The sequence below is a fragment of the Nocardioides luti genome, assembly GCF_014212315.1.
Classification (GTDB): domain Bacteria; phylum Actinomycetota; class Actinomycetes; order Propionibacteriales; family Nocardioidaceae; genus Nocardioides; species Nocardioides luti.
In genome coordinates this window covers 2,860,920-2,885,797 of sequence record NZ_JACKXE010000001.1, presented here as the reverse complement: position 1 = coordinate 2,885,797, position 24,878 = coordinate 2,860,920, and the positions used below count along the sequence as shown (strand labels likewise).

Annotated in this window: 26 protein-coding genes; 15 read left to right on the top strand and 11 right to left on the bottom strand. The window is 73.1% G+C overall.

Going from position 1 to position 24,878, the window contains the following annotated elements:
* The first annotated feature begins 6 nt into the window (after positions 1-6).
* The gene (locus H5V45_RS13700; RefSeq protein WP_185253442.1) at positions 7-975 is read left to right on the top strand and encodes a pyridoxal-phosphate dependent enzyme; all 969 of its coding nucleotides are present in this window, start codon (positions 7-9) and stop codon (positions 973-975) included.
* A gap of 101 nt (positions 976-1,076) precedes the next feature.
* On the opposite strand, the gene fbaA is transcribed toward H5V45_RS13700, so the two are convergent.
* Entirely contained in the window at positions 1,077-2,111 is a 1,035-nt protein-coding gene (gene fbaA, locus H5V45_RS13695) for a class II fructose-bisphosphate aldolase (protein ID WP_185253441.1), read from the bottom strand.
* A 115-nt stretch (positions 2,112-2,226) separates the two neighbouring features.
* On the opposite strand from fbaA, the gene H5V45_RS13690 reads away from it, so the two are divergent.
* The 4 genes from H5V45_RS13690 to H5V45_RS13675 all read left to right on the top strand — a co-directional run bounded on the left by H5V45_RS13690 (position 2,227) and on the right by H5V45_RS13675 (position 5,047).
* Positions 2,227-2,706 carry a DUF2867 domain-containing protein gene (locus H5V45_RS13690; protein WP_185253440.1) on the top strand — a complete coding sequence of 160 codons (480 nt, stop codon included), beginning with the start codon at positions 2,227-2,229 and terminating at the stop codon, positions 2,704-2,706.
* 78 nt (positions 2,707-2,784) lie between these two features.
* On the top strand, positions 2,785-3,669 hold the full coding sequence (locus H5V45_RS13685) for a hypothetical protein (RefSeq protein WP_185253439.1): 885 nt from the start codon (positions 2,785-2,787) through the stop codon (positions 3,667-3,669).
* Positions 3,666-4,178, top strand: coding sequence for a SigE family RNA polymerase sigma factor (locus H5V45_RS13680; RefSeq protein WP_185253438.1), 513 nt, complete (start codon positions 3,666-3,668; stop codon positions 4,176-4,178). The genes H5V45_RS13685 and H5V45_RS13680 overlap by 4 nt, the downstream gene beginning before the upstream one ends.
* An 80-nt stretch (positions 4,179-4,258) precedes the next feature.
* Complete coding sequence (locus tag H5V45_RS13675; protein ID WP_185253437.1) at positions 4,259-5,047, top strand: septum formation family protein; 789 nt, start codon at positions 4,259-4,261, stop codon at positions 5,045-5,047.
* Positions 5,048-5,050: 3 nt separating this feature from the next.
* Here the strand turns inward: H5V45_RS13675 and H5V45_RS13670 are convergent, their stop codons facing one another.
* On the bottom strand, positions 5,051-5,698 hold the full coding sequence (locus H5V45_RS13670) for a TrmH family RNA methyltransferase (RefSeq protein ID WP_185254650.1): 648 nt from the start codon (positions 5,696-5,698) through the stop codon (positions 5,051-5,053).
* 135 nt (positions 5,699-5,833) lie between these two features.
* On the opposite strand from H5V45_RS13670, the gene H5V45_RS13665 reads away from it, so the two are divergent.
* The gene (locus H5V45_RS13665) at positions 5,834-6,529 is read left to right on the top strand and encodes a DedA family protein (protein WP_343061555.1); all 696 of its coding nucleotides are present in this window, start codon (positions 5,834-5,836) and stop codon (positions 6,527-6,529) included.
* A gap of 1 nt (position 6,530) precedes the next feature.
* On the opposite strand, the gene pyrE is transcribed toward H5V45_RS13665, so the two are convergent.
* Positions 6,531-7,070: an orotate phosphoribosyltransferase gene (pyrE, locus tag H5V45_RS13660; protein WP_185253436.1), complete on the bottom strand. Its 540-nt coding sequence runs from the start codon at positions 7,068-7,070 to the stop codon at positions 6,531-6,533.
* A gap of 33 nt (positions 7,071-7,103) precedes the next feature.
* Here pyrE and H5V45_RS13655 point away from each other — a divergent pair, with 33 nt between their 5' ends.
* Complete coding sequence (locus tag H5V45_RS13655) at positions 7,104-8,270, top strand: pyridoxal phosphate-dependent aminotransferase (RefSeq protein WP_185253435.1); 1,167 nt, start codon at positions 7,104-7,106, stop codon at positions 8,268-8,270.
* A 110-nt stretch (positions 8,271-8,380) separates the two neighbouring features.
* Here the strand turns inward: H5V45_RS13655 and H5V45_RS13650 are convergent, their stop codons facing one another.
* Positions 8,381-9,421 (bottom strand): hypothetical protein, encoded by a 1,041-nt coding sequence (locus tag H5V45_RS13650; protein WP_185253434.1) that lies wholly within the window; start codon positions 9,419-9,421, stop codon positions 8,381-8,383.
* 50 nt (positions 9,422-9,471) lie between these two features.
* Entirely contained in the window at positions 9,472-12,069 is a 2,598-nt protein-coding gene (gene clpB, locus H5V45_RS13645; protein WP_185253433.1) for an ATP-dependent chaperone ClpB, read from the bottom strand.
* Between the two features lie 277 nt (positions 12,070-12,346).
* On the opposite strand from clpB, the gene H5V45_RS13640 reads away from it, so the two are divergent.
* The 6 genes from H5V45_RS13640 (at position 12,347) to H5V45_RS13615 (ending at position 17,564) form a co-directional block, all read left to right on the top strand.
* On the top strand, positions 12,347-13,117 hold the full coding sequence (locus H5V45_RS13640) for a hypothetical protein (protein WP_185253432.1): 771 nt from the start codon (positions 12,347-12,349) through the stop codon (positions 13,115-13,117).
* Positions 13,118-13,139: 22 nt separating this feature from the next.
* The gene (locus H5V45_RS13635) at positions 13,140-13,832 is read left to right on the top strand and encodes a hypothetical protein (protein WP_185253431.1); all 693 of its coding nucleotides are present in this window, start codon (positions 13,140-13,142) and stop codon (positions 13,830-13,832) included.
* Positions 13,829-15,355 (top strand): ATP-binding response regulator, encoded by a 1,527-nt coding sequence (locus tag H5V45_RS13630; protein WP_185253430.1) that lies wholly within the window; start codon positions 13,829-13,831, stop codon positions 15,353-15,355. Before H5V45_RS13635 ends, H5V45_RS13630 begins: the two co-directional genes overlap by 4 nt.
* Before the next feature lie 95 nt (positions 15,356-15,450).
* Positions 15,451-16,662 (top strand): hypothetical protein, encoded by a 1,212-nt coding sequence (locus H5V45_RS13625; RefSeq protein WP_185253429.1) that lies wholly within the window; start codon positions 15,451-15,453, stop codon positions 16,660-16,662.
* Positions 16,659-17,099 carry a hypothetical protein gene (locus H5V45_RS13620; RefSeq protein ID WP_185253428.1) on the top strand — a complete coding sequence of 147 codons (441 nt, stop codon included), beginning with the start codon at positions 16,659-16,661 and terminating at the stop codon, positions 17,097-17,099. Before H5V45_RS13625 ends, H5V45_RS13620 begins: the two co-directional genes overlap by 4 nt.
* Before the next feature lie 66 nt (positions 17,100-17,165).
* Positions 17,166-17,564, top strand: coding sequence for a hypothetical protein (locus H5V45_RS13615; protein ID WP_185253427.1), 399 nt, complete (start codon positions 17,166-17,168; stop codon positions 17,562-17,564).
* 142 nt (positions 17,565-17,706) lie between these two features.
* Here the strand turns inward: H5V45_RS13615 and H5V45_RS13610 are convergent, their stop codons facing one another.
* From H5V45_RS13610 to H5V45_RS13590, 5 genes are all read right to left on the bottom strand, one after another.
* The gene (locus H5V45_RS13610; RefSeq protein ID WP_185253426.1) at positions 17,707-18,144 is read right to left on the bottom strand and encodes a heat shock protein transcriptional repressor HspR; all 438 of its coding nucleotides are present in this window, start codon (positions 18,142-18,144) and stop codon (positions 17,707-17,709) included.
* Positions 18,141-19,346 (bottom strand): molecular chaperone DnaJ, encoded by a 1,206-nt coding sequence (gene dnaJ, locus H5V45_RS13605; protein ID WP_185253425.1) that lies wholly within the window; start codon positions 19,344-19,346, stop codon positions 18,141-18,143. Before dnaJ ends, H5V45_RS13610 begins: the two co-directional genes overlap by 4 nt.
* Before the next feature lie 34 nt (positions 19,347-19,380).
* Positions 19,381-20,019 carry a nucleotide exchange factor GrpE gene (grpE, locus tag H5V45_RS13600; protein ID WP_343061554.1) on the bottom strand — a complete coding sequence of 213 codons (639 nt, stop codon included), beginning with the start codon at positions 20,017-20,019 and terminating at the stop codon, positions 19,381-19,383.
* On the bottom strand, positions 20,016-21,881 hold the full coding sequence (gene dnaK, locus H5V45_RS13595) for a molecular chaperone DnaK (RefSeq protein ID WP_185253424.1): 1,866 nt from the start codon (positions 21,879-21,881) through the stop codon (positions 20,016-20,018). Before dnaK ends, grpE begins: the two co-directional genes overlap by 4 nt.
* Positions 21,882-22,116: 235 nt before the next feature.
* The gene (locus H5V45_RS13590) at positions 22,117-22,899 is read right to left on the bottom strand and encodes a nucleotidyltransferase domain-containing protein (protein WP_185253423.1); all 783 of its coding nucleotides are present in this window, start codon (positions 22,897-22,899) and stop codon (positions 22,117-22,119) included.
* 29 nt (positions 22,900-22,928) lie between these two features.
* Here H5V45_RS13590 and H5V45_RS13585 point away from each other — a divergent pair, with 29 nt between their 5' ends.
* On the top strand, positions 22,929-23,357 hold the full coding sequence (locus H5V45_RS13585) for a hypothetical protein (RefSeq protein ID WP_185253422.1): 429 nt from the start codon (positions 22,929-22,931) through the stop codon (positions 23,355-23,357).
* A gap of 19 nt (positions 23,358-23,376) precedes the next feature.
* On the opposite strand, the gene H5V45_RS13580 is transcribed toward H5V45_RS13585, so the two are convergent.
* Complete coding sequence (locus tag H5V45_RS13580) at positions 23,377-23,820, bottom strand: NUDIX hydrolase (protein ID WP_221634011.1); 444 nt, start codon at positions 23,818-23,820, stop codon at positions 23,377-23,379.
* Between the two features lie 85 nt (positions 23,821-23,905).
* On the opposite strand from H5V45_RS13580, the gene H5V45_RS13575 reads away from it, so the two are divergent.
* Complete coding sequence (locus H5V45_RS13575; protein WP_185253420.1) at positions 23,906-24,751, top strand: aldo/keto reductase; 846 nt, start codon at positions 23,906-23,908, stop codon at positions 24,749-24,751.
* Positions 24,752-24,878 lie beyond the last annotated feature (127 nt).

The window sequence follows — 24,878 nt, the reverse complement described above, 5'->3', positions numbered from 1 at the left end:
GTCGCGGTGCGGCTGGACCTCGAGCGGATCCACCGGGCCCGCGAGCAGATCGACCCGGTCTTCCTCGACACCCCGCAGTACCCCTGTGACCCCCTCGGCGAGGCCCTCGGCTGCCGGGTGGTGCTCAAGGTCGAGACGCTCAACCCGGTCCGCTCGTTCAAGGGGCGCGGCACCGAGACGGCGCTGGCCCGTCTGCAGGAGGCGGGTCCGCTGGGCGAGGTGGTCTGCGCGAGCGCCGGCAACCTCGGCCAGGCGCTGGCCCTCGGCGGCCGGCGGCGCCGCCTGCGGGTGACGGTCGTCGCCTCGTCGGCCGCGAACCCGCTCAAGCTGGCGCGGATGCGCTCGCTCGGGGCCGAGGTGGTCCTCGTCGAGGGCGGCATCGAGGAGGCGCTCGCGGCGGCCCGCCACCACGCGGACTCCACCGGGGCGTCGCTCGTGCAGGACAGCCTCGACCTCGCCACCTGTGAGGGCGCGGCGACGATCGGGGTCGAGCTGGCGGGGCTCCCCGCCGACCTGGCCCCGGACACCGTCCTGGTCTCGCTGGGCGCCGGCGCGATGGCCTCCGGGGTCGGCTTCGCCCTGCAGCAGCTGCGCCCGACCGTCGAGGTGGTCACCGTGCAGCCCGAGCAGGCCCCGGCGATGACGCTCGCGCTGCGCGCCGGCCGGGTCGTCGAGGTCGGTGCCCCGGACACGATCGCCGACGGCGTCGCCGGGCGCTACGTCATCCCGGAGGTGCTCGCCGACCTGCAGGAGGTCGTCGCCGACGCGCTGCTGGTCAGCGAGGCCGGCATCGTCGAGGCGATGCGCCTGCTGCACACCCACGCGGGCCTCGTCGTCGAGCCGGCCGCGGCCCTCGGCGTGGCCGCGGTCCTCGAGCAGCCGGACCGGTTCCGGGGTCGCACGGTCGCCACGATCCTCTGCGGCAGCAACGTCGCGCCCGCGGACTTCGCGCGCTGGGTGACCGACGCCGGCTGACCGGCCGCCGGCACCCGATGGCGCCGAGCCCCGGGACGTCATGCGGACGGAGCAGACCCCTGCCCCTCCGCATGCCGTCCCGCGGCGTCAGGCGGAACGCGTCAGGAGGAGACGGACTTGCCGGCCGAGCGGAGGTTCTCGCAGGCCTCGACGACGCGCGCGGCCATCCCGGCCTCGCCGGCCTTGCCCCAGGCACGCGGGTCGTAGGCCTTCTTGTTGCCGACCTCGCCGTCGACCTTGAGGACGCCGTCGTAGTTCTCGAACATGTGTGCCACGACCGGCCGGGTGAAGGCGTACTGCGTGTCGGTGTCGACGTTCATCTTCACGACGCCGAAGTCGACCGCGTCGCTGATCTCCTGCGCGGTCGAGCCCGAGCCACCGTGGAAGACCAGGTCGAAGGGCTTCGAGCCGGACTCGAGGCCGAGCTTGGCGACCACGGCCTCCTGGGCGGTCTTGAGGATCTCCGGGCGCAGCTTCACGTTGCCGGGCTTGTAGACGCCGTGCACGTTGCCGAAGGTCAGCGCCGCCATGTAGCGACCGGCGTCCCCGAGACCGAGGGCCTCGACGGTCGCGAGGGCGTCCTCGGGGGTCGTGTAGAGCTGGTCGTTGATCTCGTTCGCGACGCCGTCCTCCTCGCCACCGACGACGCCGATCTCGACCTCGAGGATGATGTGGGCCGCGGCGCACTTGGCGAGCAGCTCCTGGGCGATCTCGAGGTTCTCGTCGAGCGGCACGGCCGAGCCGTCCCACATGTGCGACTGGAACAGCGGCGCCTCGCCGCGGGCGACCCGCTCGGCGGAGATGTCGATGAGGGGCCGGACGAAGCCGTCGAGCTTGTCCTTGGGGCAGTGGTCGGTGTGCAGCGCGATGTTCACGCCGTACCCCTTGGCCACCTCGGCGGCGTACGCCGCGAACGCGACCGAGCCGGTGACCATGTTCTTGACCGACGGCCCGGAGAGGTACTCCGCGCCCCCCGTCGAGACCTGGATGATGCCGTCCGAGCCGGCGTCGGCGAAGCCCTTGAGGGCGGCGTTGAGGGTCTGCGAGGACGACACGTTGATGGCCGGGAACGCGAAGGCGTTCTTCTTGGCCGTGTCGAGCATCTCGGCGTAGATCTCGGGGGTGGCGATGGGCATGCGGGGCTCCTCGGGAGGGACTGCCAGCGAACGTGGCCAACCCTAGTGGCTACCCGCGGGTCGCAGCAGGGCCGACCGGGACGGGCTCCACGCGGGTGGGGCGTACGGTCGGGCCATGCGCCGCCGGACCAGCCTCCACTCCTCGGGACGCCGCAGCGACGTCGACCTCGCCGCGGACCGCGCCTGGCCGGTCGTCGCGTCCGGCCAGGACCGCCCGCAGTGGTACGTCGACGCCGCGCCCTTCGTCTTCCGCGGTGCCGTCGACCGCCTGGTCGGCGGGGAGGGTCGCCGCTGGCGGCCGCCGGGCACGCCGGTGCTCTCGACCGGCGACACGGCCGGCTTCTGGCGGGTGGTCGAGGCCGACCACGGCGCCCGGCGCCTCGTGCTCGAGGCGGACCTCCGCTCCCCCGGCTCCGTCCTGCTGCACACCGAGGTCACCCCGCTCGGCGAGACGCGGTGCCGGGTCACCCAGCGGGTGTCGTTCGCGCCGCGGGGCCTGCTCGGGACGGCGTACCTCCTCGCCGACCTGCCCGCCCGCGAGGCCGTCATCGAGCTCGTGCACCGACGGCTGCTCACCGACCTCGAGCGGCGCTGAGGCGAGGACTCCGACCGTGACAACCGATCACCCCGGCGCTGCGTAGAAGCAGCAGGAAGACACCCGGAGGAGAACGGCATGGACAGCAGGAGCAGCATCACCGAGGCGCTCGAGCACTCGTTCGGCGAGGGACCCGAGCAGCGACCGCTCGACGCGTCGCTGTCGGCCGGCCGGCGTGCCCTGGCCCGCCGCCGCGTGGCCGGCGTCGCCGCGGGCCTCGCGGTCGTGGTCGCCGTGGGCGGCACCGCCTGGGCCGCCGGCCGCGGGGGCGACCCCACCTCGCAGCGACCGGGCGTCGCCACCGATCCGCCGGCGCCCTCGAGCGCGACGTCCTCGCCGTCCCCGGCGGCCACCGGCCCGGCCGCCGAGCCCTGGCGCGGCAAGGACGTGGTCCGCTACGTCGACGGCGAGCTCGAGATCCGGCCCGGGGTCACGGTCCACGAACGCATCGACAACCCCTACGACTACCGGGCCCCGAAGCTCTCCGACGCCCTCGACGTCACCTTCCGCGGCGAGCGGTCGTGGGTGATCATCGAGCAGCGGCCCGCACCGCTCGGCACCACCCTGAGCACGTCCGAGCCGAGCAACGGCTGGGCCGACTTCGCGGCGTACGTCGCCGACCAGGTCGCCGTCGACAGCGGCCAGGGCGCCGGCGGGAGCGGCTGGCCCGACACCCTGCGCCTGAACGGCGCCGGTGCCGTCGTCGCGAGCCCGGGCAGCGAGGTCCTGCAGCGCACCGACGACCCGCAGCTCGGTGACTCGTTCGCCGGGCCGGGCGACCCGACGGGCGCCGCGCTGGTCCGCGCCGGCGAGGACGGCTTCACCTACTTCGTGGTGTGGCGGGTCCTCGACGGCGCGCTCGACGTCATCACGACGCCGGCCCGCAGCTCGGGCGGCCCGTCCTTCGCCGAGCTCCTCGACCAGGCCCGCGCCCAGTACGCCTCCGGCGAGGGTCTGCGGTGACCCGCCCCTCTCGGGACGAGGCCTACACCGCGTTCGTCGCGGCCCGGCGCACCCACCTGCGGCGGATCGCGTACGCCGTGTGCGGCGACTGGCACCAGGCCGACGACCTCCTGCAGACCGCGCTGGTCAAGCTCTACGTCGCGTGGCCGCGGATCCGCCGGGACGGCCGCGAGGAGGCCTACGTCCGGCAGATCATCGTGCGCGCCCACATCGACGAGACCCGCCGCCCGCACCGCCGCGAGAGCGTCGGGCTGGGCGACCGGGACCCGGCCGCGAGCACCGGGCCGTCGTACGAGGACCGCTCGGCGCTCTTCGACGCCCTCCAGGCGCTGCCGCTCCAGCAGCGCAAGGTGGTCGTGCTCCGGCACTGGCTCGGGCTGTCGGTGCGCGAGGCGGCCGCCGAGCTCGCCATCAGCGAGGGCACGGTCAAGAGCCACAGCTCCCGCGGGCTCGCGGCCCTCGAGACCGTGCTCGCCGACTCCGAGCCGGGCCGCGGGACACGCGGCTGAGTCGTCGGACAACAAAAAGTGACGACCGGGCGTCGTACGGTGCGACGACACCAGCGTCGTCACGATCCCGGGGAGTCCTCATGCGTGTGTCCCGTCCCGCCACCGTCCTGGCCAGCCTGGCCGCCGTCCTGGCCACCACGGTCGCCCTGCTCGGCGTCGTGCCCGGCACCACGGCCACGGCCGCGACGACCAGCAGCGCGGCGAGCGCCCGGCAGGACGGGCCCGGCTACCAGCAGCCCCGGGTCGGGGCGTGCCGCACGATCACCTACGCCCAGGGTGCCGCCGTCTCCAACTCCACCCGCCCGATCAGCTGCCGTCGCTCCCACACCGTGCGGACCGTCGCGGTGCCCCGGCTGCCCGCCGGCGTGGACTGGGACGCCTCGGACGAGAAGCTGGGCCGGGTCGTGACCCGCGCCTGCCAGCCCGCGGTCGACCGGGTGCTCGGCCGCACGGCCCGGGTCCGCGACCTGTCGGCGTACAGCTGGTTCTGGTTCAAGCCCACCCGCGCCCAGCGTGAGCACGGTGCCCGCTGGCTCCGCTGTGACCTCACCCTGCGGGCCGGGACGCACGTGCTCGAGCTGCGGCGCGACCGGCGCCCGGTGCTCGGCGGGCTGCCGCACGCCGACCGGGTGGCGCGCTGCCTGACCAGCGACGTCGTGACCACCAGCTGCGCCCGCACGCACGTGTGGCGCGCGACCGGCACCTTCGTCAAGAAGGGGGGCTACGACACCGCCGCCCTCGACCGTGCCGGCCTGCGCCGCTGCCCCGGGAAGACCTCGGGCGAGCGCTTCCGCTGGACCTACCGGAGCGAGACGGCCTGGAAGCTCGGCGACCACGTGATCGTCTGCTACACGCGCACCCGCAGCTGAGCCTCAGCCCCGCCAGGCGTCGTCGGCCGACAGGTCGGCGTGCGCCCGGACCCAGGCGTGCATCGCGATGGCGGCCGCGGCCGAGGCGTTGATCGAGCGGGTCGAGCCGAACTGCGCGATCGAGAAGGTGCCGTCGCAGGCCTCGCGGGCGCCCTCCGACAGCCCCGGCCCCTCCTGCCCGAAGAGGAAGCAGACCCGGCGCGGCACCTCCATCGTCTCGAGGTGTCGCGACCCGGGGAGGTTGTCGATGCCCAGCAGCGCGACCGGACCGCCCTCGGCGTCGTGGAGGTACGCCGCCAGGTCGGCCGCCGTCGGGTGGTGCCGGACGTGCTGGTAGCGATCGGTGACCATCGCGCCGCGCCGGTTCCAGCGCCGGTTGCCCACGATGTGCACCTCGGCGGCCAGGAACGCGTTGGCCGAGCGCACGATCGTGCCGATGTTGAAGTCGTGCTGCCAGTTCTCGATGGCCACGTGGAAGTCGTGGCGCCGGGTGTCGAGGTCCGCGACGATCGCCTCGACGGACCAGTAGCGGTAGCGGTCGACCACGTTGCGGCGGTCGCCCTCGGCGAGCAGCTGCGCGTCGTACTCCCCACCCTGCGGCCACGGGCCCTCCCACGGCCCCACGCCGACCTCGGCGGGACCGTGCGGCATGGGGTCGTACGGCGCCCGCCGGTCCGGGCCGGGGACGTCGGGCAGCTCGGGGTCCGGCACGCGTGCAGGCTACGGCCGACAGGCGCGCGGGGGAATGTCAGGTGCTGGTCAGGCAACCCCGGTTAGGCTCGTGCCGTGACCGCGCTGCCCGCCCTGGACCCTCTCCTGCTCGGCATCACCTGGATGGACCCCGCGTGGCTCCTCGACCAGTTCGGCGGCGCCTTCATCTGGGTCAGCCTCGCGATCGTCTTCGTCGAGTGCGGGCTGTTCTTCCCGTTCCTGCCCGGTGACACGCTGCTGTTCGCCCTCGGCCTCTTCATCGCCGGCGAGCAGATCACCGTGCTGGGCGTGGGCACGCCCCTCATCGAGCTGGTGATCGCGGTGGTGCTGCTGACCGGCGCGGCCTTCCTCGGGAACGTCGTCGGCTACGAGATCGGGCGCAAGATCGGGCCACCGCTCTACGAGCGGAACGGCAAGATCCTCAAGCGCAAGTACTTCGACATGACCGACTCGTTCTTCGACAAGCACGGCAACAAGGCCCTGGTCATCGGCCGCTTCGTGCCGTTCGTGCGGACCTACATCACCGTCGTCGCCGGCGTCACCCAGATGGAGCGGCGCAAGTTCTTCACGTGGAGCGCCGTCGGCGCCGTCGCGTGGGTGATCAGCATCGTGTTCCTGGGCTACTTCCTCGGCGCGACCTTCCCCGCGATCGGCGAGAACATCGACTACGCCATGATCGCGATCCTGGCCTTCACGGTGATCCCGCTCGTCTACGAGGGCTGGAAGCACCGCGGCCACGACGACGACGAGACCGCCTCCGCCGAGGCCTGACTCAGCCGGCCTGGGCGCGCACCTCGTCGAGCTGCGCCTTCGTCAGCACCGCCCGGACCTCGAGGCCGACGTCCGCGAGCGGGTTCGACCCCTCGGGGCTGCGGTCGATCGCGCACACGACGACCTCGACGATCGCGCCCGCCTCGCGCAGCGCGTTCGTCGCGTCGCGCACCGCACCGCCGGTCGTGATGACGTCCTCGATGATCGTCACCCGCCGACCGGCCACGTCCGGGCCCTCGGCCAGCTTGCAGGTGCCGTACTCCTTGGCCTTCTTGCGCACGAAGAGCGCCGGCGTCCCCGTGTGGCTGCTGACCATGGTCGCGATCGGGATGCCACCGAGCTCGAGCCCGCCGAGCAGCTCGGTGTCCTGCGGCAGCAGCGGCAGCATCTGGGCGGCGACGCGGGTGAGCAGCTGCGGCTGCGCCTCGAAGAGGTACTTGTCGAAGTACTCCGTGGCGACCTGACCCGAGCGGAGCGTGAACTCCCCCGTCAGGCGGCAGATGGCGTCGATGTCGGCGGCGAGGGTGGCGTCGGAGGTCACGGCCCGCAGACTACGCCGACTAGGGTCGGGCCCATGCTGGCCTCCCGCCTCCAGGGCATCGCCCCCACCGTCTTCTCGCAGATGTCGGCGCTGGCCGCGCGCACCGGGTCGGTCAACCTCGGCCAGGGCTTCCCGGACGTCGACGGCCCGCCGGACGTGATCGCGCGCGCCGTGGCCGCCCTCGAGTCGGGGCAGAACCAGTACGCCCCCGGCACCGGCGTACCCGCCCTCCGGCAGGCGGTCGCCCGGCACCAGCGGCGCCACTACGGGCTCGACCTGGACCCGGACGCGCAGGTCTGCGTGACCACGGGCGCGACCGAGGCGGTGGCCGCGGCCCTGCTCGGGCTGGTGAACCCCGGCGACGAGGTCGTGGTGCTGGAGCCGTACTACGACTCCTACGTCGCGATGATCCAGATGGCCGGCGGCGTACGCCGTCCCGTCACGCTGCGGGCGCCCGACTTCCGCCTCGACGTCGACGAGCTGCGCGCCGCGGTCACGCCGCGCACCCGCTTCGTGCTGCTGAACTCCCCGCACAACCCGACCGGCACGGTCCTGACCCGCGAGGAGCTGACCGCGGTCGCCGAGGTGGCGGTCGAGCACGACCTGGTCGTCATCACCGACGAGGTCTACGAGCACCTGACCTTCGACGACCACGAGCACGTGCCGCTGGCGACGCTGCCGGGGATGTTCGAGCGGACCCTCACCCTGTCCAGCGCCGGCAAGTCCTACTCGTTCACGGGCTGGAAGGTCGGCTGGGCGACCGGGCCGGCCGACCTGGTCGGCGCGGTGCTGGCCGCCAAGCAGTGGCTCACCTTCACCTCCGGCTCGCCGCTGCAGCCGGCGGTCGCGCACGCCCTCGACGAGGAGCCGGACTGGCCGGCGGCGCTGGCCCGCGACCTGCAGGCCCGTCGCGACCTGCTGTGCGCGGGTCTCGCCGACGTCGGGCTCGACGTCCGCGTCCCCGAGGGCACCTACTTCGCCACTTCCGACATCTCCTCGCTGGGCTGGGAGGACGGCCTGAGCTTCTGCCTCGCCCTGCCCGAGCGTGCCGGCGTCGTGGCCATCCCCTCGCAGGTCTTCCACGACGACCCCACCGGCGCGGGGCCGGGCGGCCAGCTGGTGCGCTGGGCGTTCTGCAAGGAGCCCGGGGTGATCCGGGACGGCCTGGCCCGCCTCGCGAGCGCGGACCTGCACGCCTGACCGACCCGTCGCTTCTTCACCTGCAGATGCGCCGACTCGGCACCCCCTGCGTCTGCAGATGCGCCGACTCGGCACCCCCTGCGTCTGCAGATGCGCCGACTCGGTGGTGGTCAGGGGCGGGTGAGCCACGCCTTGGTGTCGTCGCGGACCAGGAGCGCCAGGGTGGCGACGCTGGCGCAGAGCGGGAGGATCATCAGCGGCTGGCCGAGGGTGGCGACCAGGCAGAGCCCCGAGGAGATGCCGGCGGAGACGGCCAGCGGCAGTCGCGCCCAGGCCCGTCGCCGGAAGGTCAGCGTGGCCAGCGCGATCGCCACCAGGCCCCAGGCGATCATCACCCCGCCCACGACGTAGGTCGCCTGCACGAGCATCGCGTCGGAGACGCCCTGGTCCACCAGGTCGGGGTTCTTGCGGATTTCGTCGAAGACCAGGTCGGGGCTGGTCGCGAGGACCGCGATGCTGCTCGCCATCACCAGCACGGCCAGCGAGGCGAAGACCCAGGTCAGCACGCACGCCCACAGGACGGTGGTCGGCCGGGTGACCTGCCCCTGCGGCGCGTACGCCGGGTGCGGGGCCACCGGCGCACTGAAGCCGCCGGCGGGCCCGGGCGACGGCGCCGAGCCGAAACCGGGGTAGGCGCGCGGGCCGGTCTCGACCGGGGACGTCGGCGCCGACTGCTGGGCGGCCGCGGGCCGCTCCGGCTCGGGCCGGGGCTCGCGGGCGATGCCGTTGAACCAGTCGCGGGCCGGCTGGAACCACAGCATCACCGCGGCCGCCACGACGATCGACGACATGAAGCCGCCGGTCGCCATCCCGGACACGAAGAGCGGCAGTGCCAGCACCGACAGGCCCACGCGGGCCGCGCGGTTCCGGCGCAGCACCTGGTAGCCCAGGATCGCGGCCGCGGTCGCGCACCCGCCGGCCACCATCGCCAGCGTGCGCAGCACGTCGAGCACGCCCTGCACCCCGAGGCCGAGGTCGGCGCCGGGCGGCTCCGCGAGGAACCGCTCGACGGCGTCCTGCGTCTCCAGGCTCTGCAGGCCCGCGATCCGCTCGAAGACCGTCAGCACGACGACCACCGAGCCCAGGATGATGAGCCACGCGGCGAGCGTGACCTGGCGGGGCCGGGGCGGCGGCGTGGCGGGGTCCGTCATGCGTCCATTCCAACAGACACCCGGTCACGCACCCGCCCTCAGGCCGCGCCTCAGCCCTTGGCGGCGGCCGTCAGCGCCAGCCCGTCCTCGCCGCGCTCCACGCGCACCGTGCCCCCGTCGACGACCTCGCCGGCGATCAGCAGCCGCGCGAGCGGGTCGCCGATGGCCGTCTGGATCAGCCGGCGCAGCGGCCGGGCGCCGTACGCCGGGTCGAAGCCGGTCTCGGCGAGCCAGGCCCGCGCGTCCGCGCTGACCTCGATCGTGATCCGGCGGACCGCCAGCCGCTGCTCCAGCAGCGCCAGCTGCAGGTCGACGATCTTCGCGAGCTCGTCGCGGGTCAGCGCGTCGAACAGCACGATCTCGTCGAGCCGGTTGAGGAACTCGGGCTTGAACGACGAGCGCACCACCGACAGCACCGACTCACGCTTCTTCTCGGGGTCCAGCGTCGGGTCGACGAGGTAGGCCGAGCCGAGGTTGCTGGTGAGGATCAGCAGGGTGTTGCGGAAGTCGACGGTGCGGCCCTGCCCGTCGGTCAGCCGACCGTCGTCGAGGACCTGCAGCAGGATGTCGAAGACCTCGGGGTGCGCCTTCTCGACCTCGTCGAGGAGCACGACGGAGTACGGACGGCGGCGGACCGCCTCGGTGAGCTGGCCGCCCTCGTCGTACCCGACGTAGCCCGGAGGCGCCCCGACCAGGCGGGAGACCGCGTGCTTCTCGGAGTACTCGCTCATGTCGATGCGGACCATCGCCCGCTCGTCGTCGAAGAGGAAGTCCGCCAGCGCGCGGGCCAGCTCGGTCTTGCCGGTGCCGGTGGGGCCGAGGAAGAGGAACGAGCCGGTCGGCCGGTTCGGGTCGCTGATGCCGGCGCGGGAGCGGCGTACGGCGTCGGACACCGCGTTGACCGCGGCGTGCTGGCCGATCAGCCGCTCGCCGACGACGGCCTCCATCTCGAGCAGCTTGGCGGTCTCGCCCTGCAGCATCCGGCCGGTGGGGATGCCGGTCCACGCCTCGACGACGTCCGCGATCTGCTCGGCGCCGACCTCCTCGCCGACCAGCCGCTCGGTGGCCTGGCTCTCGGCCTCGGCGGCCCGCTCGATCTGGGTCTGCAGCGCCGGGATCCGGCCGTAGCGGATCTCGCTGGCCTTCTCGAGGTCGCCCTCGCGCTCGAGGCGCTCCATCTCCACGCGCAGCTGGTCGAGCTGGCGGCGCAGCTCGCCCTCGCCCTCAAGGGAGGCCTTCTCCTGCTCCCAGCGGGCGTCGAGGGCGCGCAGCTCCTCCTCGCGGTCGGCGAGGTCGGCGCGCAGCACGGCCAGCCGCTCGACGGACGCGTCGTCGCTCTCCTTGGCGAGCGCGAACTCCTCCATCTTGAGCCGGTCCACCTGGCGCCGGAGCTGGTCGATCTCCTCCGGGGAGGACTCGATCTCCATCCGCAGCCGCGAGGACGCCTCGTCGATGAGGTCGATCGCCTTGTCTGGCAGCTGGCGGCCGGTGATGTAGCGGTCGGACAGCGTCGCGGCCGCCACCAGCGCGGCGTCGGTGATCCGGACGCCGTGGTGGGCTTCGTACTTCTCCTGGATGCCGCGCAGGATCTGGATGGTGTCCTCGACGCTGGGCTCGCCGACGAAGACCTGCTGGAAGCGGCGCTCGAGGGCCGGGTCCTTCTCGATCCGCTCGCGGTACTCGTCGAGCGTGGTCGCGCCGATCATGTGCAGCTCGCCGCGCGCCAGCATCGGCTTGAGCATGTTGCCGGCGTCCATCGCGGAGTCGCCCCCGGCGCCCGCGCCGACGACGGTGTGCAGCTCGTCGATGAAGGTGATGACCCGCCCGCCGGCGTCCTTGATCTCCTCGAGGACGGCCTTGAGCCGCTCCTCGAACTCGCCGCGGTACTTCGCGCCGGCCACCATCGCGGCCAGGTCGAGGCTCAGCACCCGGCGGCCCTTGAGGGAGTCGGGGACGTCGCCGGCGACCACGCGCTGGGCGAGCCCCTCGACGACGGCCGTCTTGCCGACGCCGGGCTCGCCGATGAGGACGGGGTTGTTCTTGGTACGCCGGCTGAGCACCTGCACGACCCGGCGGATCTCGGCGTCGCGGCCGATGACGGGGTCGAGGCGGCCGTCCTCGGCCGCCTGGGTGAGGTCGACGGAGTACTTCTCCAGGGCTTCGTACGTCGACTCCGCGTCCTGGCTGGTGACCCGGCGGTTGCCGCGGACGGCGGTCAGGCCCTCGCGCAGGCCCTGCTCGCTGAGGCCGGCCCCGGTCAGGACCTTCTGGGCGGAGCTCTCGGTGCCCGCGATCGCGATCAGCAGGTGCTCGGTCGCGACGTAGTCGTCCTTGAGCCCCCGCGCCAGGTCGAGGGCACCCGCGAGCACCCGGGTCAGCGACGGGGAGGCGCCGGGCTGCTGGACGGTGGCGCCGCTCGCCTTCGGCAGGGCGGCCAGGACCGTCTCGGCCTGCGCGGTGAGGGCGTCGGCGTCCACGCCGGCCTTCGTCACGAGGGTGCGGGCGGTGCCGTCGGCCTGGCGGAGCAGGGCGACGAGGAGGTGGATCGGCTCGGTGGCGGTGTTACCGGCGGTGGTGGCGGAGACCTGCGCGGCCTCGATGACCTCGCGGCTCCGGGTGGTGAACTTGTCGGCCCCGAACTGGTTCATGGGTCTGTCTCCTGGTGCGGTCGCGCGACGGGCACCCAGTGTGCTCGTCATCGATGGCAACGCGCCAGAAGTTGAGTCTGTTCCACTCAACTCTGGTGAGGTGTGCCGCAGCCGGCACCGGCCACCGACCGTCCGGGCCAGGTCCGGTGACGCCCGGACTATGCCACCGGTGACCGGTCGTCCGATCTTTTCGCGAAGCCCCGGCGAAGCCGCCGCGCGCCCCCTACCCTCCGAGAACAGGACACCACCGGGGGGCGGGGGTGGGCGGAGGACACGGATGATCGCCTGGTCGACGACGGGCAGCGCCGCTGCGGTGGCGCACGGGATCCACTACGCGCTGCTCGGAATCGGGTTCGCGGGTCTCGCCGCGCTCCTGGTCCCCCAGCTCCTCGAGCGCCACCCCACCGCCGCCCGGCCGGTCGCCGCCCCGCGCACCGAGCACGAACGCCGGGTCCGCCAGCTGCGCGCCCGCCTGGCCGCGGGCACCGTCGCCACCCTCGCCGCCGCCCCCGTCGCACCCGCGCCCGCGGCCCCGCGCGCGGCCCCGCCCACCCCCCGTCGTACGCCGTCGGGCGCGGCGTCCCGGCTGCTGCTGCCCGCCGCGCTGGTCGGGAGCGCCGCCGCGGCCGGGACGCACGCCGCCGTCGGGCCGGCGCACTTCGAGGAGGGGCTCCTCCTCGGCCTGTTCTTCGCCACCTCGGCGCTCGCCCAGCTCGGCTGGGCCGTCCTCGCGCTGCGCCGCACCTCGGCGCGGCTGCTGCTCGTCGGTGTCGCCGGCAACCTCGCGATCGTGGTGCTCTGGGCGGTCACCCGGACCTGGGGCCTGCCCTTCGGGCTGCTGCCGGGGCCCGAGGCGGTCGGCCCGTGGGACCTCGCGGCGCTCGGGTGGGAGCTCGTCACCGCCGCCGCCTGCGCGCGGCTGCTCCAGCAGGGCCGCACCCGCGTGCGGATCGCTCCCTGGTCGCTCTGGCACCCGGCCGCCCGCGCCTGGGTGCTCGTCTCGGTCCTCCTTCTCGGTGTCCTGTCGTCGAGCGGGGCCGCGGCATGAGCCCGGCCGGGAAGTGATGCCCATGTCCTGGCAGGTGGGACTCGTCTGCAACACCCTGATCGCGATCGCCTACTTCCTGATCGTGCTCGCGATCGTGGTGCCCCTCGCCCGCAGCCACCAGCTGCGGAGCAACCCGCTCGGGGCCGCGACGGCGGCGATCTTCTTCACCTGCGCGGTCCACCACGGCGCGCACTCGGTGCACATGCTGCTGCCGAGCCTCGGCCTCGACGACAGCCAGGGGCTGGCGATGCGGACCGCCTGGGGCTGGCCGCTGGCGATCTGGGACGCCGTCGGCGCGATCGTGGCGATCTACTACTGGACGCTGCGCCGCAACTACTCCTCGCTCATGCAGGGCGCCCAGCTCTTCGAGGACCTGCAGAAGCGCGAGCAGCAGGCGCTCGAGCTCAACGACAGCGTCCTGCAGGGGCTGGTCGTCGCCAAGCTCGCGCTCGACCTGCACCAGCCCGAGAAGGCCAACGAGGCCCTCACGAGCTCGATCGACTCCGCCAGCCGGATCATCACCAACCTGCTCGGCAGCGAGCACTTCAAGATCGCCCTCCTGCGCAGCGCCCCGGCCGTCCTCGGCGCGGCCCAGGGCGCCGGCACCGCTCCCTCCGGCCCGGCCCCCTCCGGCACCGCTCCCTCCGGCACCGCCGTCGCCGACCTCCCGACCGCCCTCGACTCCACCCCGACCACCGAGAGGCCCCTCGCATGAGCGCCGCCCCCAAGCCCCAGCCCAACCGGGTCGTGATCGTCGACGACACCGAGGACCTGCGCGACCTGCTCCGCCTGGCCCTGTCCCGGGGCGGCTTCGAGGTCATCGCCGAGGCCGGCGACGGCCGCGAGGCGATCGAGGTCGTCCGCACCCACCGCCCCGACGTGATCCTGCTCGACCTGGCGATGCCGGTCATGGACGGCCTCGAGGCACTGCCCTCGCTGCGCCGGCTCTGCCCGGCCGCCAAGATCATCGTGCTCTCCGGCTTCGGCGCCACCCAGATGTCGGCGCGGGCGATGGCCGTCGGCGCGGACGGCTACGTCCAGAAGGGCGCCTCGCTCACCTCGATCCTGGCCTACGTGCGCGACGTGACCTCCGGCGTGGCCCGACCCCCGCGCCCGCTGTCGGTCGTCCCGCCGCCGGAGACCGACGCCGACCTGCCCTCCGTGGCCGCCCACATCGCCGAGGGCTCGACGGCCGGCGCCACGGCCCCGCACGCCGCGGACAGCCCCACCCGTCCGGCCCCCGCCCCGGCCTCCTCCGACAGCCGGGTGCAGTCGTCGCCGGCGTCCATCGCCTCGCGGGTCTCCTCCTGGGAGGCGCTCGGGATGGCGCCGTACGGCATCCTCGAGCTCGCCGACGAGCCGCTCTTCCGGATCGTCTACGCCAACGCGATGGCCCAGCGGCTGCTCGGGCACCCGTCGGCGGCCGGCACCCCGCTCGGCCTGGTCTCCCCCGCGCTCGCGAGCCTGGTGTCCTACCACCGCCTCGACTCCGACGCGTCCTTCGAGATCGAGCTCGACGGCGGCAACGTGCGCGCCACGCTGCGCCGCACGGGCTGGTCGGTGATGGTCTACCTCGACTCGACCGCCGACGACGTCGGGATGCTCCGGCGCGCGATCGCGACCACCGCGCACGAGATCCGCGGCCCGGTCGCGGTCATCAACGGCATCGCCGAGACGCTCGGGTGGTCGGCCGCCGACATGGACGACGAGCAGCGCAACCGGCTGATGTCGTCGGTCGCCCGGCAGGCCCGGATGCTCGACAGCATCACCGCGGACCTGCTCACCGCCGCCCAGATCCAGCGCGGCACGCTGCGCATCGACATGCAGCCGGTCGACCCGCGCGCGCTCGTCCAGAACCTCATCGCGGACAGGTACGACGTGGAGCTGGTCGTCGAGGACGGCCGGCAGGTCCGCGCCGACCCCCTGCGCCTGGAGCAGATGCTGTCGAACCTGCTCGCCAACGCCCACAAGTACGGCCGCGCGCCGTTCACCGTCCGCCTCCGCCCGCAGGGCAGCCACCTGGCCATCGACGTCGTGGACGAGGGCGACGGCGTGCCGCCGGAGTTCCGCGACCAGCTGTTCCGCGAGTACGCCCGCGCCACCGGCACGGTCGCGACCGGCACCGGGCTGGGGCTCTACGTCGTGCGCACGCTGGCCGAGGCGCAGAGCGGCAGCGTCGCCTTCACGCCGAACGAGGCGGGCGGCTCCGTCTTCACGATCGTCCTCAACGCCTGCTGACGACCGGGACGTCTCGGCCCTCGGGCCGGGGCGTTTCGCGCGCCGTCGGCCGGGGCAAGGAACCAGCAGCCCCGTTTCCCAGCACGAGGATCCCCATGACCGAGATCGCGATCGACTACAAGACGCTTTCCCTGAGCCAGCAGGTGCTCGAACGCCAGCAGGGCCACGCCCAGAAGATCGCCACCTACCTGCCGGCCAACGCCGACATCGGCGACTCGACCGGCGTCCTCCTCTCGATGTTCGACCCGCTGTCGCGGGTCGCCGTCGACCTCGGCAGCCAGGCCGCGACGGCGCTCGCCGGCATCGAGACCGCGACGGCCGCGTCCGTCGGCGACACCGCGGTGGACCTCGCGGACAGCGACGGCAAGGTCGGCGACGCGTTCAGCAAGCTGATCGCCCGGCTCGGCGGCCCCGGCGGGACGGCGAGCTCGCCGTACCCCGACCTCGGCGGGCCCACCCTGGGCGCGGCGTCCGGCGGCGCCGAGGACGGCTACGGCGGGGTCGAGGGCAACCTGATCACCAAGGCCTACGCCACCGGCGAGAACCTCGGCAACAGCATCAACGACGCGCAGTCCCTCATCGACTCGCTCGGCCAGTGGGGCTCCGGCGGCACCGTCACCGAGGTCTCCGACGCGTCGTCCTACCTCGTGCCCGGGCAGTCCCCGGAGAACTTCGTGCAGGACCTGCGCTGGAGCGCGGGCGCCCTGCTCGGCAGCATCGACTGGGTCGCGGAGAAGTTCATCGGCTTCTCGATCCTCGACCGCTGCGTCTTCCACCCGCTGGCCGGCGACTGGGAGGGGATCTACCGCTGCTCCGAGGCCTGGAGCCACGCGGGTGACGCCGCCAACGCGATCGCGCACAACCACGCCGGGCTGGTCGCGCAGACCCCCGACACCTGGAAGGGCCTCTCCGGCAACTCCTTCCGGGTCGCGATGACGACGATGACCGAGGCCTGCATCGGGCTGAGCACGGTCTACGGCACCGCCTCGGGCTACGTGAAGACGATCTCGACGGCCTGCAAGCTGGCCTGCGCGGGCATCGGCGCGGGCCTGCAGTTCATCGCCAACAAGCTGATCAAGCTCGCCGCCGAGGCCGCGACACCGGTCATCGGCTGGGCGATCGGCGCGGCCACGGCGTACGGCGACATCCAGGACGTGATCAACAAGGTGCGGCTGATCTACACGATCATCGAGACGATCGCCTCGGCCATCCAGGACTTCGCCGAGGCCAAGACCGGCATCATGGACAAGCTCGCCATCCTCGAGGACCTGCTGCAGGGGGCGACCTCCAGCGCGGCCAACGCATGAGCGCGCACGAGGAGGAGTACGTCGCCCGGCTCGAGTCCCTGCTGGCCGGGCTCCAGCGCGACGCGGCCGAGTCCCAGCGCGAGCTGGTCGAGAGCCAGCAGCAGCGCGCCGAGGCGGCCCGCAACGGCGAGCTCGGCCGCGACTGGCAGGACGTCCAGCGCCGCATCGACGCCGGCCAGGCCACCCTCAACGGGGTGTTCTCCGGCGAGGACGACTCCCCCGCGGCCCGACGGCTGCTCGACCTCTCCCAGCAGAACATCTCCCGGATGGCCGAGGAGATGCCGATCGAGCTGCAGGAGGAGGTCGCCGAGACGCAGGCCGAGATCGCGCTGCTCGGCCGGGGCGGGATCGCCCCGACGACGCCGATCCTGCCGCCGGACCCCGACGACCCGCTGGCACCCCCCGCACCGCCCACGGACGGCCCTGGCCCTGCGTGACACGATCGGGGCCATGACCTCACCCACACCGCTCGGGACCGCCCACCTCCACGAGGGGGGCGCGTCGTGAGCGCCGCGGTGACGCCCTGGGACATGGGCAGGCTCAAGAGCTTCCACCCCGAGATGCGGATCAGCGCCGGGGCGCCGGTGGCCGACGTGCTGGCCAGCCTGAAGGCCGGGCTCGAGGGCGCGAAGTTCAAGATCAAGAAGAGCGACGACGACGGCTTCACCGCGCGCTACACCGACTGGCTCTCGCTGGCCTCGGCCACCATCAACTGGACCTCGGTCGAGGTCGAGGCGGTGCCCGGCGCCGACGGCACCGAGGTGCTGGTGCGCGGTGGCTACGAGGGCACCGACCGCACCGGCCGCAAGCGCGCGGCCGAGGGACTCTCGGTCGCCGTGGGCGACCTGGGCGCGCGCGGGGTCAGCGTGACCACGACGCCGTGGGCGGCACCGCAGGACTGAGGCACGCCGAGTCGGCGCAACTGCAGACGCGCGAGTACGCCGAGTCGGCGCTACTGCAGACGCGCGAGTACGCCGAGTCGGCGCATCTGCACACGCGGGCCCATCGAGTCGGCGCTACTGCAGACGCCGTGGCGTGGGCGCGTCAGGGCCGACGGCGCCAGACGACCATCGACTGGCCGGGCGCCGGCTGGCGCAGCACGGGCAGCTTGTTCGGGCCGAGCGGGTCGGCCCGGCGCTGGTCGAGCGCCTGGTGCAGGGCCTCGCGGGTGGCCTGGAGCTCGGCGAGCAGCTCCTCGTTGCGGGCCGCGAGAGCCCGGGCGCGGTGCTCGAGGTCCATGATCCGGCGGACGCCCTCGATGCCGATGCCGGACGCCGTGAGGTCGGCGATCTGGCGGAGCAGCTCGATGTCGCGGTGGGAGTAGCGACGACCGCCGCCTCCGGTGCGGCCCGGCGTGATCAGGCCGACCCGCTCGTAGGTGCGCAGCGTCTGCGGGTGCAAGCCGGTCAGCTCGGCGGCCACGCTGATGACGTAGACCGCGGCGTCCGGGCCCGGCGCCGCGAACGGGTCGCGGCCCCTCATGACTCCGCCTCGAACAGGTTGGCCCGCAGGGGCTTGCCCGCCGTCGCCTCCCGGTAGGCCTCGACCGCCGCCCGCGCGGCGTCGTCGAGGACGGCCGGGACCTGGACCTCGACGGTCGCGAGGAGGTCGCCGTTGGTGCCGTCGGCCCGGCGGGCGCCGCGGCCCCGCACCCGGAAGGTGCGGCCGTTGGGCGTGCCGGCGGGGATCTTGAGGGTGACCGGCGCACCCGACAGCGTCGGGACCTTGATCTCGGCGCCGAGCGCCGCCTCGTCGAAGGAGACGGGGACGTCCAGCGTCAGGTTGTCGCCCTTGCGGGCGAAGAGCCGGTGCGGGCTGACCTTGACGGTGACGAACAGGTCGCCGTTCGGGCCGCCGGCCTCGCCGGCGGCTCCCTTGCCCCGGACCCGGATCTTCTGGCCGTCCTTGACGCCGGCGGGGATCCGCGCCTGGATCGAGCGCGCGGACATGCCGCGGCCGCTGCCGTGGCAGGTGGGGCACTTCTCGTCGTAGACGAGCTGGCGACCACCGCAGCCGGGGCAGGTCTCGTTCATCGAGAACGCGCCGCCGACGCCGGCGACGACATAGCCCGCGCCCTCGCACTCGCGGCAGATGTGCGGCTTGGTGCCGGGCTTGCCGCCGGTGCCGGAGCAGTCCGGGCAGGGCGCGTCGGAGGTGAGCCGCAACGAGATCGTGACGCCGTCGAGGGCGTCGCCGAAGCTGATCGTCGCGGTGGTCTCGACGTCGGCGCCCTTCTGCGGGCGGGGCTGCTGGGTGCGGGCCCGGCCGCCGCCACCGCCGAAGATGTCGCCGAACATGTCCCCGAAGCCGCCGCCACCGCCGGCCCGCTCGCGGAGCAGGTCGTTGATGTCGAAGCCGCCGGGGGCGCCGTGACCCCCGGCGCCACCGCCACCGAAGCCGCCCCCGAAGCCACCGCGGAACCCGCCGCCGTTGCCGTAGAGCGAGCGCATCTCGTCGTACTTCGTGCGCTTCTCGGCGTCACCGACGACGTCGTACGCCTCGGCGACGGCCTTGAACTTCTCGTGCTTGGCGGTGTCGCCGGGGTGGGAGTCGGGGTGGTTGGCGCGCGCGAGCTTGCGGTAGGCCTTCTTGATCTCGTCGCCCGTGGCGTCCTTCTGGACACCGAGCTCCTTGTAGAAGTCCTTGGTCGCCCAGTCCGCACGCATGCCGTCGGTCGCACTCATCCGCGCACCCCCTCTCTCGTCGTCGTTCGGTCGCTCAGTCCGTCGGCTGGTCGGCCGGCTCGCTGCTGGCAGGATCCACGACCAGGACCTGCGCGGCACGCACCACGCGGGAACCGATGCGGTAGCCCGCCTTGGCGATCACCTTGCAGGTCGTGACCGTGACGTCGGGGTCCTCGCCGATGTGGGAGAGGGCCTCGTGCACGGTCGGGTCGAACGCGTCGCCGGCCGTGCCGAACTTCGTCAGCCCGACCGAGCTGACGACCCGCTCGAGCTGGTCGGCGACGGTCTTGAAACCGCCGTCCAGCTCGGCGTGCTCGCGCGCCCGGTCGATGGTGTCGAGCACCTCGATGATCGGCACCAGGGCGGCGTACGTCGCGTTCTCGCGCAACAGGTCGCGGTCCCGGTCGACGCGCCGCTTGTAGTTGAGGAACTCGGCCTGGAGGCGCTGGAGGTCGGTGGTCCGCTCCGCCAGCTCCATCCGGGTGACCGTGAGCTCGTCGGCCTCGGGGGAACCCTCGGTCGACGAGGACTCGCCCTCGACCTCGGTCTCGTTGGCCATCTCGCCGGCCGCGTCGCCGAAGCCCTGCGCGGTGGTCGGGTCCGAGCCCTCCGGGGCCGCCGGGTCGGTGCCCGGCGGCTCCGGCGTGACGTGGTCCTCGGGGGAGGAGGTCACTTGGTCTCGCCCTCGGTGCTGTCGCCGGCCGGCTCCTCGTCGACGATCTCGGCGTCGACGACGTCGTCGTCGGCCTCGCCCGTCGAGCCGGTGGTGCCCCCGGCCGCGGCCTGCTCGGCCTCGGCGGCGGCGTACATCGCGGCGCCCATCTTCTGGCTGGACTCACCGAGCTTGGACACGCCGGCCTGCAGCTCGTCGGCGGTGGCCTCGTCGTTCGCGAGGACCTCCTTGAGCGCGTCGACGTCGGCACGGACCTCGGTCTTGACGTCGTCCGGCACCTTGTCGGCGTTCTCGTCGAGGAACTTCTCGGTCGAGTAGACGAGCGAGTCGGCCTGGTTGCGGACCTCGACGGCCGCGCGACGCTGGGCGTCCTCCTCGGCGTACTGCTCGGCGTCCTTGACCATCCGGTCGATCTCCTCCTTCGACAGCGCGGAGCCGCCGGAGATCGTCATCGACTGCTCGCGGCCGGACGCCTGGTCCTTGGCGGAGACGTGCACGATGCCGTTGGCGTCGATGTCGAAGGTGACCTCGATCTTCGGGATGCCGCGCGGGGCCGGCGGGAGGCCGGTGAGCTCGAAGTTGCCGAGGCCCTGGTTCTGGGCCCACATCTGGCGCTCGCCCTGGGCGACCTTGATCTCGACGGACGGCTGGTTGTCGTCGGCGGTCGTGAAGATCTCCGAGCGCTTGGTCGGGATCGTGGTGTTGCGCTCGATGAGGTGCGTCATCACGCCGCCCTTGGTCTCGATGCCGAGGGAGAGCGGGGTGACGTCGAGGAGCAGCACGTCCTTGACCTCGCCCTTGAGGACACCGGCCTGGAGCGCGGCGCCCACGGCGACGACCTCGTCGGGGTTGACGCCCTTGTTGGGCTCCTTGCCGCCGAGCAGGCCCTTGACGACCTCGGTCACGGCGGGCATCCGGGTGGAGCCGCCGACGAGGACGACGTGGTCGATCTTGTCGATCGCGACGCCACCGTCCTTGAGCACCTGCTGGAACGGCGCCTTGGTGCGGTCGAGCAGGTCCGCGGTGAGCTTCTGGAACTCGCTGCGGGTGAGCTTCTCCTCGAAGTGCAGCGGGCCGGACTCGCCGTGGGTGATGTAGGGCAGGTGGATCGTGGTCTCGGCGGACGACGACAGCTCGATCTTGGCCTTCTCGGCAGCCTCCTGGAGGCGCTGCTTGGCGATCTTGTCGGCCGCGAGGTCGACGCCGTTGTTGTCCTTGAACTTCTTGACCATCCACTCGACGACGCGGGAGTCCCAGTCGTCACCACCGAGGTGGTTGTCGCCGGAGGTCGCCTTGACCTCGACGACGCCCTCGCCGATCTCGAGGAGGGACACGTCGAACGTGCCGCCACCGAGGTCGAAGACGAGGATCGTCTGGTCGTCGCCCTTGTCGAGGCCGTAGGCCAGCGCGGCGGCGGTCGGCTCGTTCACGATCCGGCTGACGTTGAGGCCCGCGATCTCGCCGGCCTCCTTGGTCGCCTGGCGCTGCGCGTCGGAGAAGTACGCCGGCACGGTGATGACCGCGTCGGTGACCGTCTCGCCGAGGTAGGCCTCGGCGTCGCGCTTGAGCTTCTGGAGGACGAACGCGCTGATCTGCTGCGGCGTGAAGTCCTTGTCGTCGATCTTGGTCTTCCAGTCGGTGCCCATGTGACGCTTGACCGAGCGGATCGTGCGGTCGACGTTGGTGACGGCCTGCCGCTTGGCGACCTCGCCGACGAGGACCTCGCCGGACTTGGCGAACGCGACCACGGACGGCGTGGTGCGGGCACCTTCTGCATTTGCGATGACGGTGGGTTCTCCACCCTCGAGGACGGCCACGACGCTGTTCGTCGTGCCGAGGTCGATGCCGACGGCTCGTGCCATGTGGGGGTACCTCCGGTGAGTCTGGTGTTCGCGGCGACGCGCCGCGACCTGGATGCGCTGGGCCCGACCTTACGACCGGACCCTGCGAGTGTGGCAAACAAGTTGAGTCGAATCAACTCAACTTCGTTCACCGGGCCCAACGCAGGCCCTGCCGGATCTGTTCCCGGTGCGCTGGTCCCGGTCGCGCCGTGTGCCCGAGGACGCGCCGGAGCGCGTCGTCAGGCACACGAGGCGGTCAGCGGAGCAGGTCGAGCTGGTCTCCCCACCCCGCCAGGGTGTCGGCGAGGTCGGTGCCGCCGTGCGCGCGGTCCCACGCGAGGCACTCCCGCTCGACCGGGGCGTACGCCGTCCGCAGCGCGCCCGGGTCGCCGTCGAGGATCCGCTCCAGGAGCGGCAGGAGCACGTCGGCGGACCACTCGGGGACCCCGAGCGGGTGCTCGCGCAGCGCCCAGGGGAGGTACTTGTTGTACGGCCGGACCCGCCCGCGCAGCGCGTAGACCGTGTCCAGCCACCAGGTCACCGACTCGGCGGCGTCGAGCCGCAGCTCGAGCGGCCGGCCGTCCCGCTCGGCCTTGAGGGCACGGAAGGCGAAGTTCACGTAGCCGTCGAGCCGGTCGACCAGCACCGCGCGCTGCTCCTCCCCCGCGAGCTCGGCGTGCCGGCGTACGGCCTCGGTGAGGCGGCCGCCGGTGTCGTCGCGCAGCACGTGGGCGTGGGCGAACGACCAGCGGTACCACCAGTCGTCGGTGCCCAGCGCCCCCGGCGCCTCGATCTCGGCCAGCGTCGTCGGGATCTCGTCGACCGCGGGGCTGCGACTGGTCTCCAGCCCGGTGCCGGCCTCCTCGGTGCGGACGACGTAGACGTCGACGTCGGAGCGCTCCGTGGCCATCCCCCGGGCGGCCGAGCCGCTGAGCACGACGCCCAGGATCGCCGGGTCCGTGCGGTCGAGGATCTCCTGCAGCGCGGCGCGCGAGGCCGCCGGGACACCGGGCAGCGGCGGCAGCGTGGACGGGGTCACGCCGTCGCCTGCCGACGTACCCTCGCGGCATGACGAGTGCGGGGCAGGAGATCGACGAGGTGCTGGTGGCGCGGCTGGCCGAGCTGGGCACGGGGCCGGGCCCAATGCGGGGCGGCGCCGTCGCGTGGTCCGCGCGCCGGCTCGCGACCGAGACCGCCACCGGCCGGGCGTCGTTCGACCCGGCGTCGGTGGAGGCGGTCGTGGCGTCGCTGCGGGAGGCGCTCGAGGAGGCCGACGAGGTGCCCGGGTCCGACGGCGCCGGCGTCGGCGACGGGGGCGGCCGCGCGGTGCGCGGTGTCGTCGGCTCCGGCTTCGGCGGGCTGAACCCGGCCTACGTACTCGCCGAGGTCGACGCCGCCGCGGGCGAGGTGCGGGTGGCGGCCTGGGCCAAGGAGGGCCTGATCAAGCAGCGCAGCGCCGCCAAGGCCGTGGACAAGGTCCTCGCGGCGCTGACCTGAGGCCCGCCCCGTCGCACGCTCAGGCACGGTCGGCGCGCCACATCGCGATGGCGGTGTCGACGATGCTCGAGCGCGGCAGGTCCGGCACGTCGGCCAGCGGGATCCAGCGGGCCTCGTCGGTCGTGCCGTCCTGCTCGAAGGTCAGCTCCCCGCCGACGATCTCGGCGGTGTAGACCACCCGCAGGCTCCGCAGCCAGCGGTCCGTGTCGGCCAGCCGCCCCGCGGGCGGGATGAGGTGCGAGTCGACGCCGAGGACGCGCCCCAGCCGGACGTCGTACCCCGTCTCCTCCCGGAGCTCGCGCACCGCGCCCTCCTCGGGGCTCTCCTCGAGCTCGACGCCGCCGCCCGGCATCGTCCACGTCGGCTCGGCGCCCTCGTTCCAGAGCGCGAGCAGGATCCGGTCGCTGTCGTCGACGATCACGGCGTACGCCGCGAGCCGGGTGTCGTAGTCGTAGAACTGCACGTGCCCAGCCTCACAGTCGCGGCGGGCGCGGGCCAAGGGTTTTGCCGGGGCGGAATAGCTGTCGCGGGGAGCTGTTGGGCCCTGTATGACCGTTCCCACGATCACCCTCAACGACCAGACGACCATCCCCCAGCTCGGCTTCGGCGTGTTCCAGGTGCCGCCGGAGGAGACTGCCGCGACCGTGACGAAGGCGTTCGAGGCGGGCTACCGCCACATCGACACCGCGCAGATGTACGGCAACGAGCAGGGCGTCGGCGACGCGATCGCCGCCGCGGGCATCGCCCGCGACGAGCTCTACGTGACGACGAAGCTCAACAACGGCTTCCACCGCCCCGACGACGCCGCTCGCGAGCTGGCCGTCTCGCTGGAGAAGCTGCAGCTCGACCGCGTCGACCTCGTGCTCATCCACTGGCCCCTCCCGACGGAGTACGACGGTGACTTCGTCTCGACCTGGCGCGCCCTCATCGACTTCCAGAAGTCCGGCGGCGCGACGTCGATCGGCGTCTCGAACTTCCAGCCCGAGCACCTCGACCGGATCATCGACGAGACCGGCGTGGTCCCCGTGGTGAACCAGGTCGAGGTCCACCCGTACTTCGGCAACCAGGCCGTCCGCGCCGCCAGCGCCGGTCACGACATCGCCGTCGAGGCCTGGTCCCCGATCGCGCAGGGCGGCGTCCTCGACGACTCCGCCATCAAGGGCATCGCCGCGAAGGTCGAGCGCACGCCCGCCCAGGTGACGCTCCGCTGGCACATCCAGCGCGGCGACATCATCTTCCCCAAGTCGATGAACCCCGAGCGGATGGCCGAGAACTTCGCGCTCTTCGACTTCGAGCTCTCCGCCGACGACGTGGCCGAGATCACCGGGCTCGACAAGGGCGAGGACGGCCGCACCGGCCCGAACCCGGACACGTTCGACTACATCCCGGGCTGATGCGCAGCGGGCCTGCGCCCGCGACGCGCCGGGACGTCATACGGACGGAGCAGGCGTCTCCACCGTCCGTATGACGTCCCGCGGAGCCAGCACCCCGGGACACGCTTGACCCGGACCGGGTCGCCGC